14 protein-coding genes are annotated in these 19,178 nt (G+C 59.9%); 4 read left to right on the forward strand and 10 right to left on the reverse strand.

From position 1 onward, the window contains the following. Positions 1–69: 69 nt before the first annotated feature. The 8 genes from ACI2KB_RS21525 to ACI2KB_RS21560 all read right to left on the reverse strand — a co-directional run bounded on the left by ACI2KB_RS21525 (position 70) and on the right by ACI2KB_RS21560 (position 8,854). Positions 70–2,028 carry an acetyl/propionyl/methylcrotonyl-CoA carboxylase subunit alpha gene (locus ACI2KB_RS21525; protein WP_404637727.1) on the reverse strand — a complete coding sequence of 653 codons (1,959 nt, stop codon included), beginning with the start codon at positions 2,026–2,028 and terminating at the stop codon, positions 70–72. Next, the gene (locus tag ACI2KB_RS21530) at positions 2,025–2,846 is read right to left on the reverse strand and encodes a gamma-carboxygeranoyl-CoA hydratase (RefSeq protein ID WP_404637729.1); all 822 of its coding nucleotides are present in this window, start codon (positions 2,844–2,846) and stop codon (positions 2,025–2,027) included. The genes ACI2KB_RS21525 and ACI2KB_RS21530 overlap by 4 nt, the downstream gene beginning before the upstream one ends. Positions 2,847–2,860: 14 nt before the next feature. Further along, entirely contained in the window at positions 2,861–4,468 is a 1,608-nt protein-coding gene (locus ACI2KB_RS21535) for a carboxyl transferase domain-containing protein (protein ID WP_404637731.1), read from the reverse strand. A gap of 16 nt (positions 4,469–4,484) precedes the next feature. Next, complete coding sequence (locus ACI2KB_RS21540) at positions 4,485–5,648, reverse strand: isovaleryl-CoA dehydrogenase (protein ID WP_404637733.1); 1,164 nt, start codon at positions 5,646–5,648, stop codon at positions 4,485–4,487. A gap of 94 nt (positions 5,649–5,742) precedes the next feature. After that, entirely contained in the window at positions 5,743–5,985 is a 243-nt protein-coding gene (locus tag ACI2KB_RS21545) for a hypothetical protein (RefSeq protein ID WP_404637735.1), read from the reverse strand. Between the two features lie 385 nt (positions 5,986–6,370). After that, the gene (locus ACI2KB_RS21550) at positions 6,371–7,270 is read right to left on the reverse strand and encodes a hydroxymethylglutaryl-CoA lyase (RefSeq protein ID WP_404637737.1); all 900 of its coding nucleotides are present in this window, start codon (positions 7,268–7,270) and stop codon (positions 6,371–6,373) included. A gap of 26 nt (positions 7,271–7,296) precedes the next feature. After that, positions 7,297–7,677 carry a MerR family DNA-binding transcriptional regulator gene (locus ACI2KB_RS21555; protein ID WP_404637739.1) on the reverse strand — a complete coding sequence of 127 codons (381 nt, stop codon included), beginning with the start codon at positions 7,675–7,677 and terminating at the stop codon, positions 7,297–7,299. 229 nt (positions 7,678–7,906) lie between these two features. Further along, entirely contained in the window at positions 7,907–8,854 is a 948-nt protein-coding gene (locus ACI2KB_RS21560; protein WP_404637741.1) for a LysR family transcriptional regulator, read from the reverse strand. A 169-nt stretch (positions 8,855–9,023) separates the two neighbouring features. On the opposite strand from ACI2KB_RS21560, the gene ACI2KB_RS21565 reads away from it, so the two are divergent. Beyond that, positions 9,024–10,256, forward strand: coding sequence for an acyl-CoA dehydrogenase (locus tag ACI2KB_RS21565; protein ID WP_404637743.1), 1,233 nt, complete (start codon positions 9,024–9,026; stop codon positions 10,254–10,256). 140 nt (positions 10,257–10,396) lie between these two features. Here ACI2KB_RS21565 and ACI2KB_RS21570 read toward each other — a convergent pair whose 3' ends face one another. Continuing rightward, positions 10,397–11,752, reverse strand: a complete 1,356-nt coding sequence (locus tag ACI2KB_RS21570) for a substrate-binding domain-containing protein (protein WP_404637745.1) — start codon at positions 11,750–11,752, stop codon at positions 10,397–10,399. 202 nt (positions 11,753–11,954) lie between these two features. After that, positions 11,955–12,767 (reverse strand): exodeoxyribonuclease III, encoded by an 813-nt coding sequence (xthA, locus tag ACI2KB_RS21575; RefSeq protein WP_404637746.1) that lies wholly within the window; start codon positions 12,765–12,767, stop codon positions 11,955–11,957. A 215-nt stretch (positions 12,768–12,982) separates the two neighbouring features. On the opposite strand from xthA, the gene ACI2KB_RS21580 reads away from it, so the two are divergent. The 3 genes from ACI2KB_RS21580 (at position 12,983) to ACI2KB_RS21590 (ending at position 19,120) form a co-directional block, all read left to right on the forward strand. Continuing rightward, positions 12,983–13,633: a GNAT family N-acetyltransferase gene (locus tag ACI2KB_RS21580; protein ID WP_404637748.1), complete on the forward strand. Its 651-nt coding sequence runs from the start codon at positions 12,983–12,985 to the stop codon at positions 13,631–13,633. 67 nt (positions 13,634–13,700) lie between these two features. After that, positions 13,701–15,431 (forward strand): autotransporter assembly complex family protein, encoded by a 1,731-nt coding sequence (locus ACI2KB_RS21585; RefSeq protein ID WP_404637750.1) that lies wholly within the window; start codon positions 13,701–13,703, stop codon positions 15,429–15,431. Then, complete coding sequence (locus ACI2KB_RS21590) at positions 15,428–19,120, forward strand: translocation/assembly module TamB domain-containing protein (protein WP_404637752.1); 3,693 nt, start codon at positions 15,428–15,430, stop codon at positions 19,118–19,120. Before ACI2KB_RS21585 ends, ACI2KB_RS21590 begins: the two co-directional genes overlap by 4 nt. Positions 19,121–19,178 lie beyond the last annotated feature (58 nt).

Here is a 19,178-nt window from a genome sequence, read left to right on the forward strand (position 1 = left end):
CGTCCGGCTTGCCGGCGGTGGCGTCATGTTGATCGCTACCGCCGGCAAGCCGGACGGCTACAAGGTGCTTTATACGGTGATCTCCACCAACACCGCCCCCTCGCTGACCATTTCACCCTCCGTGCAATACAGCGCTGACACCACGCCCGCCTGATTCGCCCGAATGCTGTGCTCCATTTTCATCGCCTCCAGCACCACCAGCGGCGTCCCGGTTTCGACGGCCTGACCGATTTCCACCAACACCCGAACAATGCTGCCGTTCATGGGCGCACTGAGGCCGCCGTGCGCGCCATGGCTGGCCTCGCTCGCGGCAATCGGGTCAACGCGGTGGACAGCGTGCAGTTCGCCGTTCCAGCCCAGGTACAGGGTGTCATCACGACGAATCGCCAGGGTGCGATGGCGAACACCGTGCTGTTCGTAGACGAGTTGGTCGCCTTGCAACTGAATGCCCTCAAGTACGCCGCAAAGCACGATATGGCGGGTTTCATCGAGGCAACCCAGCGACAGGCCCACGTCTTGATTCAACCCCAGACGCATGCCGCTGATGGCGGACCACGGCGAGTGTGGGTCGTCTTCGCGCGTGCGGCGGGGCGTGCTCAGACGCCAGGCGTTGGCCGCCAACGACCAGAAAGTGTCTGACAACCCCTCGGCCACAGGCAGCAAATCCGCCTGATAACGTGGGATGAACCCGGTATCCAGCTCGGCGTCGGCGAAGGCCGGGTGCGCGATGATCCGGCGCAGAAATGCCAGATTGGTGCGTAGCCCACCAATGGCAAATTCGTCCAGCATCGCGAGTAACCGCAGGCGCGCCTGCTCGCGGTCTTCGCCCCAGGCGATCAGTTTGCCAAGCATCGGGTCGTAGAAGGGCGACACCTCATCGCCTTCCTCCACACCGCTGTCGACACGACGTCCCGGTCCGGCCATTGATTCTCGATAGACTTCAAGAGTGCCAGTGGCAGGCAGGAAATCATGGGCAGGATCTTCGGCGTACAGCCGCACCTCAATCGCGTGCCCGTTCAGTGGCACCTGCTCCTGAGTGATCGGCAGCGGCTCGCCCTGGGCGACGCGAATCTGCCAGGCCACCAGATCCAGCCCGGTGATGGCTTCGGTGACCGGGTGTTCGACCTGCAAGCGGGTGTTCATTTCCATAAAGAAGAACTCACCGCGGGCATCCAGCAGAAACTCCACGGTGCCCGCACCGACATAGCCGATGGCCTGCGCTGCACGCACGGCGGCTTCACCCATCGCGCGCCTCAGTTCAGGTGTCAGGCCCGGCGCTGGTGCTTCTTCGACCACTTTCTGATGGCGGCGCTGAATCGAACAGTCGCGCTCGTTCAGGTACAGGCAATGGCCGTGCTGGTCGGCGAACACTTGAATTTCCACATGGCGTGGCTTGAGCACGTACTTTTCCACCAACATCCGTGCATCCCCGAACGATGACTGGGCTTCGCGCTGCGCCGAGGCCAGCGCGTCGGCCAGGTCTTCGTCCCGCTCGACCACCTTCATGCCTTTGCCGCCGCCTCCCGCCGTTGCCTTGAGCAGCACCGGGTAGCCGATGCGCGCAGCGGCTTCACGAAAGGTGGCCGCGTCCTGCGCTTCGCCGTGATAACCGGGCACCAGCGGTACGCCGGCGGCTTCCATCAAGGATTTTGCGGCGGATTTGCTGCCCATGGCGTCAATCGCTGAGGCGGGAGGGCCGAGAAATACCAGTCCGGCGGCTTCGACAGCCCGAGCGAAACCGGCGTTCTCCGAGAGAAATCCATAACCCGGATGGATCGCCTGAGCACCGCTGTTTTCAGCGGCGGCAATCAGCTTGTCGATCTGCAAATAGCTGTCGGCGGCCTTGCTGCCGCCCAAATCCACCGCCAGATCCGCTTGGCGTACGTGGCGCGCGTTGTGATCGGTCGCACTGTGTACGGCGACAGTCGAAAGTCCCATGGCCTTGGCGGTGCGCATCACTCGGCAAGCTATTTCGCCGCGATTGGCCACCAGTAACGAGGTGAAGGTGTTGCGTGCCTGGTCACTCATGAACGCGCTCCCTTGGGTTCATCCGACTCGGCGCGCCAGCTCGGCTCGCGTTTTTGCAAGAAGGCCCGCAAGCCCTCTTGACCTTCCGTACTGACTCGAATGCGAGCGATGGTGTTTTCGCAGTAGCGACGCAGCGACGGACTCAGTTCGCCGTGGCCGACTTCGCGCAGTAATTCCTTGCTCACGCGCATGGCCTGCGGGCTGTTGAGCAGCAGATTCTGAATCCAGCGCTGCACCTGTGGCTCAAGCTCGGCGGCGGGGCAGGACTCGGCCAGCAAACCGATCTCCTTCGCCCGCAGGCCATTGAAACGTTCTCCCGTCAGCGCATAACGACGGGTGTGGCGTTCGCCGATGGCCTGGGTCACGAACGGACTGATGACGGCAGGGGCCAGGCCGATCTTCACTTCCGACAGGCAGAACTGCGCATCATCGGCGCCGATGGCCATGTCGCAGCAACTGATCAGCCCCAGCGCGCCGCCATAGGCGGCGCCCTGCACCACGGCCAGCGAGGGCAATTTGAGCTTGGCCAGGTTGTACATCAATTCGCCCAACTCTTGGGCATCACCCAAGTTGGTGTTGTAGTCCAGGTTCGCGGATTCCTGCATCCAGGCCAGATCGGCGCCCGCACTGAAATGTTTGCCGCGGGCGCGTAACAGCATGAAACGCAGGGTGCTGTCGCCCTGAATGCGGTCCAGCGCGATGATCAGTTCGCGAATCATCTGCGCGTTGAACGCGTTGTTCTTTTCCGGACGATTGAGCCAGAGCGTCACGAAACCACGAGGGTCACGCTCAAGTTCCAGGGTGTCAAAATCAGTCATGGTCGCTCCTCGGGTCACATGCGGAACACGCCGAAGCGGCTCGGTTCGACGGGGGCATTGAGCGCGGCGCTGATGGCCAGGCCCAGGATGTCGCGGGTCTGGGCCGGGTCGATCACCCCGTCGTCCCACAGCCGGGCGCTGGAATAGTAGGGGTGGCCTTGATGTTCGTACTGATCGAGGATCGGCTGCTTGATCTCGGCTTCCTGTGCCGCGCTGAAGGGTTGGCCGCTGCGTTCGGCCTGTTCGCGTTTGACCTGGGCCAATACACCTGCGGCCTGTTCGCCGCCCATGACGCCGATCCGGGCATTGGGCCACATCCATAGAAAACGAGGGTCGTACGCCCGGCCGCACATGCCGTAATTCCCGGCGCCGAAGCTGCCACCGATGATCACGGTGAATTTGGGGACGTTGGCGCAGGCAACGGCGGTGACCAGCTTGGCCCCGTGTTTGGCAATGCCACCTGCTTCGTATTTCTGCCCGACCATGAAGCCGGTGATGTTCTGCAAAAAGAGCAGCGGAATGCCCCGCTGGCAGGCCAGTTCAATGAAGTGCGCGCCTTTTTGCGCGGCTTCGGCGAACAGAATGCCGTTGTTGGCGAGGATCGCGATGGGGTAGCCATGGACATGGGCAAAGCCACACACCAGCGTGGTGCCGAACAGGGCTTTGAATTCATCGAATACAGAGCCGTCCACCAGCCGTGCAATGACTTCACGTACATCGAAGGGCTGTTTGGGGTCTGCTGAAATCACGCCATAGAGTTCGTCACTGGCGTAGAGCGGCGCAACGGGGGGGCGAAACTGTAGCTGACCCTGTTTGCGCCAATTGAGGTTGGCGACGCTGCGGCGAGCGATGGCCAACGCGTGTTCGTCGCTGTCGGCGTAGTGGTCGGCCACGCCGGAAACCTTGCAGTGCACATCGGCGCCGCCCAGCTCTTCGGCACTGACCACTTCGCCCGTCGCGGCCTTCACCAGAGGAGGACCTGCGAGAAAGATCGTCGCCTGCTGGCGGACCATGATCGCTTCGTCCGCCATGGCCGGCACATACGCGCCGCCTGCGGTGCAGGAGCCCATGACCACCGCGATTTGCGGAATGCCTTCAGCGCTCATGTTGGCCTGATTGAAGAAGATCCGTCCGAAATGCTCGCGATCGGGGAAAACCTCGTCCTGACGGGGCAGGTTGGCGCCACCCGAATCCACCAGATAGATGCAGGGTAGGCGGTTTTGCTGGGCGATGGTCTGGGCGCGCAGGTGCTTCTTCACAGTGAGCGGGTAGTAGGTGCCACCTTTCACTGTTGCGTCGTTGGCGATGATCATGCATTCGACGCCTTCGACGCGGCCAATTCCGGCGATCACGCCTGCAGCCGGAACGTCTTCGCCGTAGACCTCGTAGGCCGCCAACTGGCTGAGTTCGAGAAAGGGTGACCCGGTGTCCAGCAAGCGATTGATGCGCTCACGGGGCAGCAGTTTGCCTCGGGAGGTGTGGCGCTCCTGCGCTTTGGCGCCGCCACCTTCAGACACGTGCGCGAGCAGCGTATGAAGTGCGTCGACTTGCCTGCGCAGGGCATCGCTGTTAGTGCAAAACTCCGCCGAGCGCGGATTGATGCGGGTATGCAGAATGGTCATACAGCCTCCGAGACGCTCAGCGGGTTTCGTTGAACAGTTCGCGACCGATCAGCATGCGACGGATCTCACTGGTCCCTGCGCCGATTTCGTAGAGCTTCGCGTCGCGCAACAAGCGTCCTGCGGGAAATTCATTGATGTAGCCGTTGCCGCCCAGAATCTGGATCGTGTCCAGCGCCATTTGCGTCGCGCGCTCGGCGGTGTAGAGGATCACGCCAGCGGCGTCCTTGCGTGTGGTTTCGCCGCGCTCGCAGGCTTGCGCCACGGCGTAGAGGTAGGCGCGGCTGGCGTTGAGTTGGGTGTACATGTCGGCGACCTTGCCCTGAATCAGCTGGAATTCGCCGATGCTCTGGCCGAACTGTTTGCGGTCGTGGATGTACGGCAACACCACGTCCAGGCAGGCCTGCATGATCCCGGTCGGGCCGCCGGAGAGCACCACGCGTTCATAATCCAGCCCGCTCATCAACACTTTTACACCGCCGTTCAGGGCGCCGAGCAGGTTTTCTTCCGGCACTTCTACGTCGTCGAAAAACAATTCGCAGGTGTTCGAACCGCGCATGCCGAGCTTGTCGAATTTCTGGCTGCGGGAAAAACCTTTCCAGTCACGCTCGACGATGAACGCACTGATGCCGTGAGGGCCTTTTTCCAGATCGGTCTTGGCGTAGATCACATAGGTGTTGGCGTCGGGGCCGTTGGTGATCCAGGTCTTGCTGCCATTGAGCACGAAGCGGTCGCCACGTTTGTCGGCGCGCAGCTTCATCGAGACCACGTCGGAGCCCGCATTGGGTTCGCTCATTGCCAATGCGCCGATGTGCTCGCCGCTGATGAGACTGGGCAGGTAGCGGGCTTTTTGAGTCGGGTTGCCGTTGCGGTTGATCTGGTTCACGCACAGGTTCGAATGCGCACCGTAGGACAACGCCACCGATGCCGAGCCGCGGCTGATTTCTTCCATCGCCACCACGTGGGCCAGATAACCCAGGCCTGCGCCGCCATATTGCTCTTCGACAGTGATGCCCAGCAGGCCCATTTCACCGAACTTGCGCCACATGTCAGCGGGGAACTGGTTGTCTTTGTCGATCTGCGCGGCCCGCGGCGTGAGTTCCGACGCGACAAAGGCCTGCACCTGGTCACGCAGCATGTCGATCGTTTCACCGAGGCCGAAATTGAGGGTGGGGTAATTCATGAGGCTGCATTCCCTTTGTTATTTTTGGCGGGGCTGCCAGAGAGTGATGTATCCATCACCTTTACGTTAACGTAAACCTGTGGGCGTAAGGATGTCAACGCGCATTGAGAGGAGGGAGATTGGCGGCAGCCTGAAGGGATTTCCGAACGCCAGACAGCAGAAAGGGGAGCCGTAGCTCCCCCTCAAGTTGTTGCATTGCATGCTCTTTTTTGTTTTTAGGTGGCCTGTTGTTGTTTTTGGTGGCCAGACCTTTTTGGCTTTTTGAGCGACCCCCATCCGGGGTCAAGAGCAAACGTATTTTTTTGAGCGCTGATACTGCTTCGATCTTGCGATTCATCCGGCACGGTCGCTGCCTGAAGGCAGTTTTGTTGTTCTCTGTCGGTCGAGAGGCCTGAGCCTCACAAAGCGATCCACTCCAAAAAAATCAGTTAGCTGCGCCTCTGTCCGTCTTGTTCTTGTTATGTCAGAGCCGATACGTCTTGTTTTTATTGGGTTGCTGCGATTTGTTATTTTTGTTGTACCTAAGACATAGCAGAAGCCATGCCACTTTTTACGATTGCCCGGAAACTGGGGCGTTCAGGGAAATGTCAGGTTTAACTGTTCGGTTAAATCATGACTGGGTGTTTCCGTGTTACCCGTTTCCAGCGCTTCAATGCCGATCAGGGTAACACTCTGTGACAAGTTGTCGCACACTGCTCCGACAAACGTAGTTCCCACAAGCGTCAACTCGCCAAACGTGCCTTGGCTACACGCGAACCATTGGGCCGACCCAGTACCTCGCTGATGCGCTGCCCGGCGCGAATCAGCCGGTCGAGGTTGACGCCAGTGTCGATCCCCAGGCCGTTGAGCAAATAGAGCACGTCTTCTGTCGCCACATTGCCGGTTGCCCCTTTGGCATAGGGGCAGCCGCCCAGTCCGGCCACTGAGCTGTCGAACACCTGAATCCCTTCCAGCAGGCTGGCGTAGACGTTGGCCAGTGCCTGCCCGTAGGTGTCGTGGAAATGCCCCGCCAGTTTGCTGCGTGGGATGAACGCCGCGACGGCATCGATCAGCGCGCGGGTTGCGCCCGGTGTGCCGGTGCCGATGGTGTCTCCCAGTGACACTTCGTAACAGCCCATGGCAAACAGCGCTTTGGCCACGCGGGCCACCTGTTCCGGCGCAACGTCGCCTTCATACGGGCAACCCAGCACGCAAGACACATAACCGCGCACCTGAACACCGTGCAGGCGAGCGGCTTCCATGATGGGCAGGAAACGATCGATGCTCTCACTGATCGAGCAATTGATGTTGCGTTGGGAAAACGCCTCCGAAGCGGCGGCAAAGACGGCCACCTCCTTCACTCCTGCGGCGAGCGCGTCCTCGAAGCCGCGAAGGTTGGGCGCGAGCGCGGCATAAGTGACGTTGGCTTTGCGCTGGATACCGGCGAACACCTCGGCGGAACCAGCCATCTGCGGCACCCATTTGGGCGAGACGAAACTGCCCACTTCGATGTAGGAAAGGCCCGCGTCGGTCAGATCGTCGACCAGGCGGATCTTGTCCGCCACCGAAATGGGCTGAGCCTCGTTTTGCAGGCCGTCTCGGGGGCCGACTTCAACCAGGCGAACGTGTTGAGGGAGCGACATGGCAGGGGAGTCCTTGAAAGTGCTTGTCATTGGGCCTGACCGAGTGCGGCTTTGCAGCGCTCTTCGGCGGTGTCCAGTTCCAGTTGCATCTGCTGGATGTCGAGCAGTTGCTGATCCAGTTGCGCCCGGCGCTCGGCAATTTTGGCCAGCATGGTGACCAACTGCTTCTGGTTATCGCCGCTGGGGTCGTACAGACCGATCAAGTCGCGGCATTCGGCCAGAGAGAAACCGATGCGCTTGCCGCGCAGAATGAGCTTGAGGGTGACTTTGTCTCTGGCCGAATAAATGCGCTCAAGGCCGCGCCGTTCGGGGCTGAGCATGCCTTGCTCTTCATAGAAACGGATGGTGCGGGTGGTGATGTCCAGCTCACGGGCCAGATCGGAAATGCTGTAGGTCGGGTTGGTCATCGGCGTGCTCGACGGGAGTGGCGTGGAGCTAACCTACGGCGACCTTGACGTAAACGTCAAGGTGAAAGGTTTTCCGTTACCTCACGCAAGCCTGTGGGAGCGAATTCATTCGCGATGGCGTCTGCACGGTCAATATCACCTACGCCTGAGCTGACGCTATCGCGAATAAATTCGCTCCCACAGAGCAAACCCTTGTCGGCCTTGAAAGCTGCTTAAAGCTTCAGCGCAACTACTTGAGCGCCTCTTCAAGCTGTTTTTCCTGCCTGCGCTCCTGCGCCACCACCAGTTGGCACAGCTCGATGATCAGCTCACGCATCCAGCGATTGGCCGGGTCCTGATCGGTGCTTTCGTGCCAGTACAAATGGGTCTCGACGCTCGGTACGTCGTTGACGGGTAACGGCACGAAATGCAGGTCATTACGCCGAGCGAAGCGCTCCGGGACGGTCATGACCATGTCCGTCTGATGCAACACCTGGGAGGCCATCAGGTAATGCTGCGAACGCAGGGCGATCTTGCGTTGAATGCCCATTTTGCCCAGCGACAGATCGACGTAGCCCAGGCCACTGCGGCGACTGGAGATATGGATGTGCGCCACGGACAGATAATCATCCAGAGTGATCGAACCCTTCTGCGCCAGCGGGTGGCCCTTGCGCATCGCGCAGACGTAATTGTCCTCCATCAACTTCACGTGACGCACCTGCGGGTCGGTATTGAGTGGCGCGTCCACGGCAAAATCCAGTCGACCGGCCGCCAGCTCCTTGGTGGTTTCCCGACGTTTGGACAGAAAACTCTCGATGGTCACGGCGGGTGCCAGGCGTCGCAGTTTCTGAAACAGCGGCGGAAGAATGATTGCCTCCGTCAGGTCGGTCATGCTGATGCGGTAATTCTTGCTGGCCTGTTGTGGATTGAAAATCCGGCTTTCCTGCACCGAAACCCGCAGCAGCGCCAGGGCGTTGCGCACCGGGCCGATGATGTTCTGGGCCATGGGCGTTGGCACCATGCCTTGGGCCGTGCGCACGAACAGCGGGTCGTTGAAGGTTTCCCGCAGACGGGCGAGGGCGTTGGATACCGCAGGCTGGGTAATACCGACGATCTGACCGGCGCGTGTCAGATTGGCTTCGGTGTAGATGGCGTCAAAGACAATAAAGAGATTGAGATCGACCTTGCTCAGATTCATTGCTGTGCGCCTCATGCTGTTCTTGTAATTGGGACTTTCGTGCAGAAACGAGCCGATCATATATCAGTGATGAATGTTAATACACGCCGAGAATAGGTTAGATAAATGCGGAGGCGTGTTCTAGCATCCGCTGCATGTCTTGAAACACCTCACCAGAAGGTAGCTGCCCATGGATTTCGCTTACTCCCCCAAGGTTCAGGAACTGCGCGAGCGCGTCACCGCATTCATGGACGCTTACGTCTATCCGGCCGAGCCGGTGTTCGAGCGCCAGGTGGCTGAAGGGGATCGCTGGCAGCCAACGGCGATCATGGAGGAACTCAAGGTCAACGCCAAAGCCGAGGGGTTGTGGAATCTCTTTTTACCTGAGTCAGAACTGGGGGCAGGGCTGACCAACCTTGAATATGCGCCGTTGGCCGAAATCATGGGCCGTTCGTTGCTGGGGCCTGAGCCGTTCAACTGCTCGGCACCGGACACCGGCAACATGGAAGTGCTGGTGCGTTATGGCAGCGAGGCGCACAAGCGTCAGTGGCTTGAGCCTTTGTTGCGTGGCGAGATTCGTTCGGCCTTCGCCATGACCGAGCCGGATGTCGCGTCCTCAGACGCCACCAATATGGCCGCCCGCGCCGTGCGAGAAGGTGATGAATGGGTCATCAATGGTCGTAAATGGTGGACTTCTGGCGCCTGTGATCCGCGCTGCAAGATCATGATTTTCATGGGGCTGAGCAACCCGGACGGCCCGCGTCATCAGCAGCACTCGATGATCCTGGTCCCGACTGACACACCAGGGGTGAAAATCGTTCGCCCGCTGCCGGTGTTCGGTTACGACGATGCGCCTCATGGTCATGCCGAAGTGCTGTTCGAGAACGTCCGCGTCCCCTATGAGAATGTGCTGTTGGGGGAAGGCCGGGGCTTCGAAATCGCTCAAGGGCGACTCGGGCCGGGCCGGATTCACCATTGCATGCGTTCGATTGGCATGGCTGAACGGGCGCTTGAGTTGATGTGCAAGCGCTCTGTGCAGCGCACGGCGTTTGGTCGTCCGTTGGTGCGGTTAGGCGGCAACATCGACAAAATTGCCGACTCGCGTATGGAAATCGACATGGCCCGTCTGCTGACTCTGAAAGCCGCCTACATGATGGACACCGTCGGCAACAAGGTGGCGAAAAGTGAAATTGCCCAGATCAAGGTGGTCGCGCCCAACGTGGCACTGCGGGTGATTGACCGGGCGATTCAGATGCATGGCGGAGCTGGGGTTTCAGGGGATTTTCCGCTGGCCTACATGTACGCGATGCAACGCACGCTGCGCCTGGCGGACGGCCCGGACGAGGTCCACCGTGCGGCTATCGGGAAATATGAAGTGGGTAAATACGTGCCAAGAGAGATGATGCGCAGCGAGCATCGTTGAATCGACCGCATTCGTGTCTCGCAGACGCGGTGTGTAGGCGAATTCATTCGCGAAAGGTCGTTCAGACGCCACGGATGTGTTGAATCTGATGGTGCCATCGCGAATGAATTCGCTCCCACGCTTTGCGCGACTTCGAGTCTCTACTCAACCCACACCTCAACCCGACGATTCTTGATCCGGCCTTCATCGGCGTCATTGGCCGCAACCGGCATTTCGTCGCCGAAACCGCGCACATCGCGCAGAATCACGTCGCTTTTCAACAGCTCACGGCGCACCGCCATGGCCCGCAGCTTCGATAAAAGCTGCGCCCGGGCCGGGTCGCTCTTGGCGTCGCCGAACCCCACCAGGGTCACTTTCTGATTCAGTTTGTCGTGGGTTTTCAGGTAATCCACCACGCGTTTGACGTCCAGACGGGCTTTGGTGTCGAGCGTGGCGCTGCCTTGTGCGAAACGGAAATTCACCGACAGCCGCTCAGCTTCGCGGGTCAGGTTCTGGTATTCGGTGGGCATCTCGGACGTGGCGCGGACCTTGACCGCCTGCACGGTCTGCGCCACAAATCCGTTCTGCGCGACGATGGACTGGCCTTGCGGACTCTGGGCGAAGCGCACCAGCGCTTTGGCCCAGGGCTGTTTTGAATCGGGCGGCAGGTAGAAGTAAAGCCTGCGCGACAGGGGGTAATCTTCCGTGGCGATCAGCCCGAGGGTGGGCAACATCGGTTTAGACTGACCGTCTATAACCGCCACTGCACGGGCTTGACGGACATAAGGCAGGCCGATGAACCCAATACCCCGGCGATCATGGCTGACATCATCGGACAGCGCCTCGCTGGACTCGAAACGTTTCGCTTCACTGGCCAGCTTCTTGCCCGATTTGGTCAGGACCAGTTCGTTGAAGGTGTCGTACGTCCCGGATTGCTGATCCCGAGCGTAGAGATGAATCGCGCCGCCGATGCCGCCCAGCGCCTCCCAATCGTGGATTTCGCCGGAGAACACCTTGGCCAACTGGTCGATGCTCAACTCCCGCACCGGGTTGGCCGGGTGCACAATCACCGCGACGCCGTCGATGGCGATCACCTGTTCGGCGTCATGGCTGCGCAAGTCGCCCAATTCCATGAGTTCGCTGATTTCGTTGTGCTTGATGGGGCGGGACGACGCGGCCAGGTCCGCCTGCCCCGCCTTGAGGGCGGCAAACCCGGTGCTCGACCCATGGGCAGCCACGTCGACACTCGCACTTTGCCCGGAGGGCAACCGGCCGACGATGTGCATTTCGTTGGCGCGCAACCCTGGCTGTTGCGTAATGCCCTGTGCGCCTTGTTGGCTCAATAAGCCCATGACCAGCGCGGGACCCAGTTGTGCGCCAATGGTGTTGGAGCCTTGAATGCGCAGGGCGGGCGTGCCGTCTGTGGGGGCTGAAAGCCCGACCGCACCGGACGAAAAGGGGGTGATCAGCGTCAGCAATGCCGCAGAGAGGAGAACGAGAAAACGCGTGCGCTGCATGTGCGACATCTTCTTATTGGCCAAAAGTGCTCGGAGAATAAGACAGATGGGTTACAGCGATGTGACGTGCGAAATGGCGGGGACTCACCTCTGTGGGAGCGGATGCATTCGTGATTCGGTCGTACATCCGATGAAGGTGTATCGAATGTACCGGCCGATCACCAATGAATGCGTGCCCACAGGGGGAGAGTGGTGCCTGATATCAGCTCAGTTCCAGCCAGATCGGCGCATGATCCGACGGCTTTTCCATGCCGCGCAGTTCGTAGTCCACGCCCGCAGCCTTGATACGAGGTTGCAGGCCGTTGGACGTCAGGATCAAGTCGATGCGCAGGCCGCGCTTTGGCTCGTCTTCAAAACCGCGGCTGCGATAGTCGAACCAGCTGAATTGATCGACCACTTCCGGGTACAGGTGGCGGAAACTGTCTACAAGACCCCAGTTTTTCAGCCTGGCCATCCACTCGCGCTCTTCCGGCAGGAAGCTGCACTTGCCGGTTTTCAGCCAGCGTTTGGCGTTGTCCGGGCCAATACCGATGTCGCTGTCTTCCGGGGAAATGTTCACGTCACCCATGACGATCACGGGCTGATCGTTCTTGAAACGCGACTCCAGCAATTGCTGAAGGTCGGCGTAGAACCTGGTTTTGGCGGGGAATTTTGTGGGGTGATCACGGCTTTCACCTTGTGGGAAATAGCCGTTCATGATCGTCACCGTCTGGCCATCGCGATCGGCGAACGTGCCCCAGATGAAGCGGCGCTGGGCGTCCTCATCATCGGTGTCGAAGCCTTTGTGCAGGGTCAGCGGCGCTTGGCGCGAGAGCAGCGCCACGCCGTAATGGCCTTTCTGGCCATGGAAGTGGACGTGATAGCCCAGTGCTTCGATTTCGGCCTGGGGGAACTGGTCGTCCGAGACCTTGGTTTCCTGCAGGCCGATCACGTCCGGCTGGTGCTTTTCAATCAGCGCCGTCAGTTGATGCGGGCGGGCGCGCAGGCCGTTGATGTTGAAAGACACAATTTTCATAGACGGCAGTCCTGGCAAAAATCAAACAGCGATGCTAGCCGACCTGCCGAATGACGGCCAGCGCCAGAGCGAATTCAATAGACCGACAGGGCTGCTACGCTGTCAGAAACGCCTAAGGAGTTTGTCGGAACTGTCGCCAACGGCGGCGACTCGAACGCCTGACACCACGCAGCCGCTCGTACGAAGCGGGTGGTCAACCAAAGGGACGCTTTCTCATGCCTGAATCAGTGCACACCGCAACCGACATTCGTCAGCTCGACAGCGGCTACTCCCGTGAGTCCCGTTCGCTGTTGTATCAGGCTTATCGCCACGAGCCGAGCTTCGGCTATTTGTTCGAGTCGGGCCGCTCAGGTTATGAGCAACGGGTGCGCGCCACCATCCGCGAATTGGTGAAACAGCACTTTCTACAAGACTTGCCGGCATTGGGGCTGTTCGTCGAAGACCGATTGGTGGGCGTTGCGCTGATCGCGCCGCCGCAACGCAGACTGGGTATCACCGAAAGTTGGGCCTGGCGCTTGCGCATGGTCATGGGCACCGGCTTGCGCTGCACTCAGCGGTATCTGGAGTATTACCAGGCGGTGTTGGGGTGTTTGCCCTCCGATGCCGTGCATGTGTTGCCCCTGTTCGGCATTCATCCGGAATTTCAGGGGCAACATTACGGTGAGCAATTGTTGCAGGCACTCCATGATTGGTGTGCGGTGGATGAGCATTCACAAGGGGTCGTGCTGGACACGGGAAATGGCCATTATCTTGAGTTCTATCGCCGACAGGGGTACGAGGAAATTGGCGAAATTGCTGTAGGACCAATCCGCGAACACATTTTTTTTCACCCGAATCCCCAGGTGTCGTTGGGTTCCACGGCTTGAACGCGGGTGTCCTCTCAACCTTCGCGGGTTCCAGACGTCCCCGCTGCTCGTGTTAGCATCCGCGCCTATGAAGTTTCCCGGTCGATTCACCAGCGGTTTTCTCCTGATGTTGTCCAGTTGCGCAGCCTTCGCCGATGCCCAACTGGATGTGCGGATCAAACCTTCCAATTCCGAGCTCAAATCCAATATCGAAGGGTACGTGGGCAGCCTTGGCGAGCGCGATGAACAGGCGCTTGAGCGGTTCAGTGTGGGCGCCGTCGAGCAGGCACAAAAGGCCGCTCAAGCCCTGGGCTACTATCAGGCGCAGATCGACAGCGAAGTCAAAAAGGTCGACAAGGACTGGCACCTGATCCTGAGCGTACAGCCTGGCGAGCCGGTGCATCTGCGCAATGTCACCGTCCGTATCGAAGGTCCGGCCAGTCAGCTCAAGGCTTTCAAAGTCCCGAAAAGCGATGCGCTCAAGTCAGGTGCCGTGCTCAATCACGGTTATTACGAAGACGCGAAGAAACTGATCCAGAACCAGGCCGCTCGCTACGGTTTCTTCAATGGCCGTTTCGTGACGCAACGCCTTTCCGTCGATCCGCGAGCGGGCGTGGCGGACATCGAATTGGTGTATGACAGTGGCCCGCGCTTTACCTTGGGCAAGGTGACGTTTAGCGGGGATGCGCCGTTCGATGAAGACCTGCTTAACCGGATGGTGCCGTTCAAGGCAGACACCCCCTACGATTCCGAATTGATCGCCGAACTCAATCAGGCCATGCAATCCAGTGGTTACTTCGAGGGCGTTCGTGTGGACGCGTCCCCGACCACCGCGCAGGGGCAAGTGATTCCGGTTGACGTTCAACTGCAAACCCGTAAGCCCCGCACCATGGGGCTTGGGGTTGGCTATTCAACCGATGTGGGGCCGAGGATCAAGGCCAACTGGACCCGCCATTGGGTCAACCCCCAAGGCCACAGTTACGGCATTGAGTCGGAGCTGTCCGCACCTCGGCAGAACGTCGGCCTGTTCTATGACATCCCGCTCGATCCTCCGCTGACCGACAAGCTGCGCTTCGCGGGCGGCTACCAATACGAAGAGATCGCTGACACCGACAGCCTGAGTAAATTGCTCACCGTCGGTCCCGAATGGCACAGCAAGTTGCCCAGCGGCTGGGAACGGGTGATTTCCCTGAAGTGGCAGCGCGAAGAATATCGCCTGGGTAACGACTCGGGATTGAGCACGCTGCTGATGCCGGGGATCAGCTATTCGTATCTGCGCAGCGACAACCGGATCGACCCTCACAATGGCTATCGTCTGCAATTTGAAACCGAAGTGGCGAAGGAGGGGCTGGGTTCTGACGCCAACGTCGTGCATGGCCTAGCCACTCTCAAAGGACTGACGACGATTGCGCAAAACCATCGTTTTCTGGGGCGGGTACAAGTGGGCGGTACGGCCACCAATGGTTACAAATCCATTCCGCCCTCGTTGCGTTTTTTTGCCGGTGGCGATCAGAGCGTGCGCGGTTATGACTACCAGTCGCTGTCTCCGGAAAACTCCGATGGCGACAAGATCGGTGGGCGTTACATGGTCGCTGGCAGTGCGGAATATCAATACTCCATCGCCGAAAAATGGCGCGTGGCGGCCTTCATTGACGAAGGCAATTCTTTCAATTCGCTGGATTTCCCCAGTCTCAAAACCGGTGTGGGTATCGGCATTCGCTGGGTATCGCCAGTCGGACCTTTACGCCTGGACCTGGCTCACGCGCTGGATGACGACGGTGGTATTCGTTTGCACTTCTCGATGGGACCTGAACTGTGACGGGTACGGCACGGGTTAAACGTATTGCGCTGTTTGCGCTGTTGGCTTTGCTGACGGTGATTTTGATCATCGGTGCGGCAGCGGGCTGGATGCTGGGCACGGAATCCGGCAGCCGCTGGGCGCTCGCAAGAGTGCCGGGCTTGACCGTGCAGAACTTCACCGGACACCTGGGCGGAATGTGGCAGGCCGATTCGCTGGTCTGGCAGGACGGTGAGAGCAGGGTCGAAGTGGATGCGCCCGTGCTGGCCTGGTCGCCGACGTGCCTTACGCGCATGACCGTATGCATTGACGATCTGCAAACCGGCGACATTCGCCTGCATTTCGCGCCATCAGGTGCAGACGAGAGCAGCGACCCGATCGCCTTGCCCGATCTCAACCTGCCCGTCGTCATCGAGCTGGGCCGTGTTCAGGTGGGCAGTGTGCAACTGGACGGCACCGAGCAAGTGCGTGATCTACACCTGTCGGCACATTGGACGGTCGAGGGCCTGAAGATCGATTCGCTTCACGCGCAACGGGACGACATCATTCTCGACCTGAACGGCCTGCTGAAACCGACGGCCAATTGGCCGCTGACGGCGCAGGGGCAGGTGAAACTGCCCGATATCAGCGGCCAGCCACTGTTCCTGGCCTTGAACGTGGAGGGCGACCTGCTCAAGACGCTGAACCTCAACGCACAGACGCAGGGTTACATCAACGCGAAACTGGTAGGGCATTTGCAACCTCTTGCGGCCAATCTACCGGCTGACGTGGTCATCACCAGTGACGGCTTCAAACCGGCTGCCGACCTGCCGGACACGCTGCAACTCAACCAGTTGAATCTGAACGCCAAAGGCGATCTTGCCCAAGGCTATGCCATCCTCGGCAACGCGAGCCTGCCTGCCGAGCAGGGCCCTGTGGAATTGGCATTGCAAGGGCGCGTGGACGCCAAAGGCGCTGAAATCGATACCTTGAACCTGGCCGCCAGCGCCAATCAGCGCTTGAGCGCGAGCGGCAAGGTCGATTGGCAAACCGGCCTGCGTGCCGACGCGAAAATCGACTGGCTGGACTTCCCCTGGCATCGGTTGTACCCGCTGATCGACGAGCCTGAGGTCAGTGTTCATACCTTCTCCGGTGGAGTGTCTTACACCGACGGCAAATACCTCGGCAATTTCACCGGCGCCTTCAAGGGGCCTGCCGGGCCTTTTACGTTGCAAAGCCCGTTCAGTGGAGACCTGCAACAGATCTTCCTGCCGCAACTGGAGCTGGTGGCCGGGCAGGGCAAGGCCAGCGGGCACGCGAATGTCGGGTTCGCCGATGGCGTGTCCTGGGACACCGCGCTGGATCTGAGCGCGCTCGATCCGTCTTTCTGGGTGGGCGAGTTGCCCGGCTCATTGGCCGGTCCGTTGCGCAGCAAGGGTGCCTTCAAGAATGAACAACTGAGCCTGAGCGCCGACCTGGACCTCAAGGGGCGGCTGCGCGGCCAGCCAGCGGTGTTGCAGACCAAAGCGGAGGGTGCAGCGGACAAGTGGACGGTCAATGCCCTGGAAATCCGGTTGGGTGACAACCGCATTCAGGGCACGGGTAGTCTGCAACAGAAACTGGCCGGGCAACTTGATATGAACCTGCCGCGTCTGGGGCAGTTGTGGCCCCGGTTGCAAGGGCAGATCAAAGGCCGTCTGGATCTGGCGGGCACGTTACAGGCGCCTCAAGGGCAACTGGCTCTGCAAGGCAACCAATTGGCGTATGAGACCAACAAGCTGCAAAGCCTGACGCTAGCGGCCAAGCTGGACAGCGCCCAACGGGCCGATATCGATCTGAAGATATCGGGCATTCAGAGCGCAGACACAGCCCTAGGCACACTGGTGGTGACAGGGCAAGGCGACATCAAAAAGCAACAGATGAAACTCGATCTGCAAGGGCCGCTGCTCAAGCTGGCGCTCGCCCTTGATGGCAGCCTCGACAAAGGCAACTGGCGCGGACGGCTGGCCAGCGGCGATATCCAGACGGGCGGGCAGGACTGGAAGCTGCAGCAACCGGCGAAACTGGAACGGCTGGCGGACGGTAAAGTCAACTTTGGCGCCCATTGCTGGATGTCAGGCCCTGCCAGTCTGTGCGGCGAGGACCAGCGTCTGATGCCGGATCCGCGTCTGCGTTACCACCTCAAACAGTTTCCGCTGGAAAGCCTGGCGCAGTGGATGCCCAAGGATTTCGCCTGGAAAGGCGCACTCAATGCCGATGTCCAGCTGGACGTCCCGGCGGCAGGCCCCAATGGTCAGATCGTGATCGACGCCAGCGGTGGTACATTGCGCGTCAAGGACAAGAACCAATGGCTGGATTTTCCCTATCAGGCCTTGAAACTGACCAGCAATCTGACGCCCAAGAAGGTCGACACCACACTGGATTTTCGCGGTGGCCAACTGGGTGAGTTATTGGCTCGTTTGAGCATTGACCCACTGGCAAAAAACAAGCCGGTGAATGGCGATTTCAACCTGAGCGGCCTGGATATCTCGGTGGCGCGGCCGTTCGTGCCAATGATCGAAAAACTCAATGGCAAGCTCAACGGCAACGGCCGCATTTCCGGCACGTTGTTGGCGCCGCAGGTCAACGGCGACGTGGTCCTTAGCGACGGTGAGGTGTCAGGGCCTGAATTGCCGGTCAGCCTGGAAAAACTCAATGTGCAGGCGCTGATTGCCGGTGAAAACGTTCAACTCAAGGGCCACTGGACCAGCGGGCCGAGCGGGCAGGGCAGTATCGGTGGGCACATCGGCTGGGCTGAAGCGCTGGATGTCGACGTCAGCGTGAAAGGCTCGCAGTTGCCGATTACGGTGGAACCCTATGCCAAGCTGGAAGCTGCGCCGGACCTGAACATCACGTTGCAGGGTGACCGGTTGGCGGTTTCCGGCAACGTGCTGATCCCCAAAGGTGAAATCACGGTTCGGCAGTTGCCGCCGTCCACGGTGAAAGTGTCCGATGACACAGTGATCGTCGGCGCGCAGACCGAGCAGGGCAAACCGTCGATGGCCATCGCCATGGACGTCAACGTCGTAGTGGGTCAGGACAAACTGAGTTTCAGCGGCTTTGGCTTGACCGCCAACCTGGCCGGTCGTGTACACATCGGCGACAACCTCGACACCCGTGGCGAACTGAGTCTGAATGACGGTCGTTATCGCGCCTATGGTCAGCGTCTGACCATTCGCAAGGCGCGGCTGTTGTTTGCCGGGCCGGTGGATCAGCCGTATCTGGACATCGAGGCCATACGCCAGACCGATGACGTGATCGCCGGAATTCGCTTGACGGGCAGCGCCGAGCAGCCGACCACGACGGTGTTTTCGGAACCGGCGATGAGTCAGGAGCAGGCGTTGTCCTATCTGGTGCTGGGACGACCGTTGAGCACCAACGGTGAAGACAACAACATGATGGCCCAGGCCGCGCTGGCGCTGGGATTGGCGGGGAGTTCGTCGACAGCAGGCAAGCTGGCATCGGGGCTCGGGATCAAGGACTTCGACCTGGACACCTCGGGCAGCGGTGACAAGACCTCGGTGGTTGCCAGTGGCAAGATCACTGACAGGCTCAGCCTGCGTTACGGCGTGGGTGTGTTCGAACCGGCCAATACCATCGCGCTGCGTTACCTGTTAAGCAAAAAAGTGTACGTGGAAGCCGCAAGCGGTGTGGCCAGTTCCCTGGACATTTTTTACAAGCGAGATTTCTAAAGGGCGGTTCGAATCAATCTGCGCTGTCCCGGGGGCGCGGGGGTGTGGTGCACGGTCT

This window comes from Pseudomonas sp. NPDC088444 (genome assembly GCF_044900175.1).
GTDB lineage: Bacteria > Pseudomonadota > Gammaproteobacteria > Pseudomonadales > Pseudomonadaceae > Aquipseudomonas.

Coding starts and splice junctions, on each gene's coding strand:
- ACI2KB_RS21525 (WP_404637727.1), bottom strand. CDS start 2,028: ATGAGTGACCAGGCACGCAACACCTTCACCTCGTTACTGGTGGCCAAT.
- ACI2KB_RS21530 (WP_404637729.1), bottom strand. CDS start 2,846: ATGACTGATTTTGACACCCTGGAACTTGAGCGTGACCCTCGTGGTTTC.
- ACI2KB_RS21535 (WP_404637731.1), bottom strand. CDS start 4,468: ATGACCATTCTGCATACCCGCATCAATCCGCGCTCGGCGGAGTTTTGC.
- ACI2KB_RS21540 (WP_404637733.1), bottom strand. CDS start 5,648: ATGAATTACCCCACCCTCAATTTCGGCCTCGGTGAAACGATCGACATG.
- ACI2KB_RS21545 (WP_404637735.1), bottom strand. CDS start 5,985: ATGAATCGCAAGATCGAAGCAGTATCAGCGCTCAAAAAAATACGTTTG.
- ACI2KB_RS21550 (WP_404637737.1), bottom strand. CDS start 7,270: ATGTCGCTCCCTCAACACGTTCGCCTGGTTGAAGTCGGCCCCCGAGAC.
- ACI2KB_RS21555 (WP_404637739.1), bottom strand. CDS start 7,677: ATGACCAACCCGACCTACAGCATTTCCGATCTGGCCCGTGAGCTGGAC.
- ACI2KB_RS21560 (WP_404637741.1), bottom strand. CDS start 8,854: ATGAATCTGAGCAAGGTCGATCTCAATCTCTTTATTGTCTTTGACGCC.
- ACI2KB_RS21565 (WP_404637743.1), top strand. CDS start 9,024: ATGGATTTCGCTTACTCCCCCAAGGTTCAGGAACTGCGCGAGCGCGTC.
- ACI2KB_RS21570 (WP_404637745.1), bottom strand. CDS start 11,752: ATGCAGCGCACGCGTTTTCTCGTTCTCCTCTCTGCGGCATTGCTGACG.
- xthA (WP_404637746.1), bottom strand. CDS start 12,767: ATGAAAATTGTGTCTTTCAACATCAACGGCCTGCGCGCCCGCCCGCAT.
- ACI2KB_RS21580 (WP_404637748.1), top strand. CDS start 12,983: ATGCCTGAATCAGTGCACACCGCAACCGACATTCGTCAGCTCGACAGC.
- ACI2KB_RS21585 (WP_404637750.1), top strand. CDS start 13,701: ATGAAGTTTCCCGGTCGATTCACCAGCGGTTTTCTCCTGATGTTGTCC.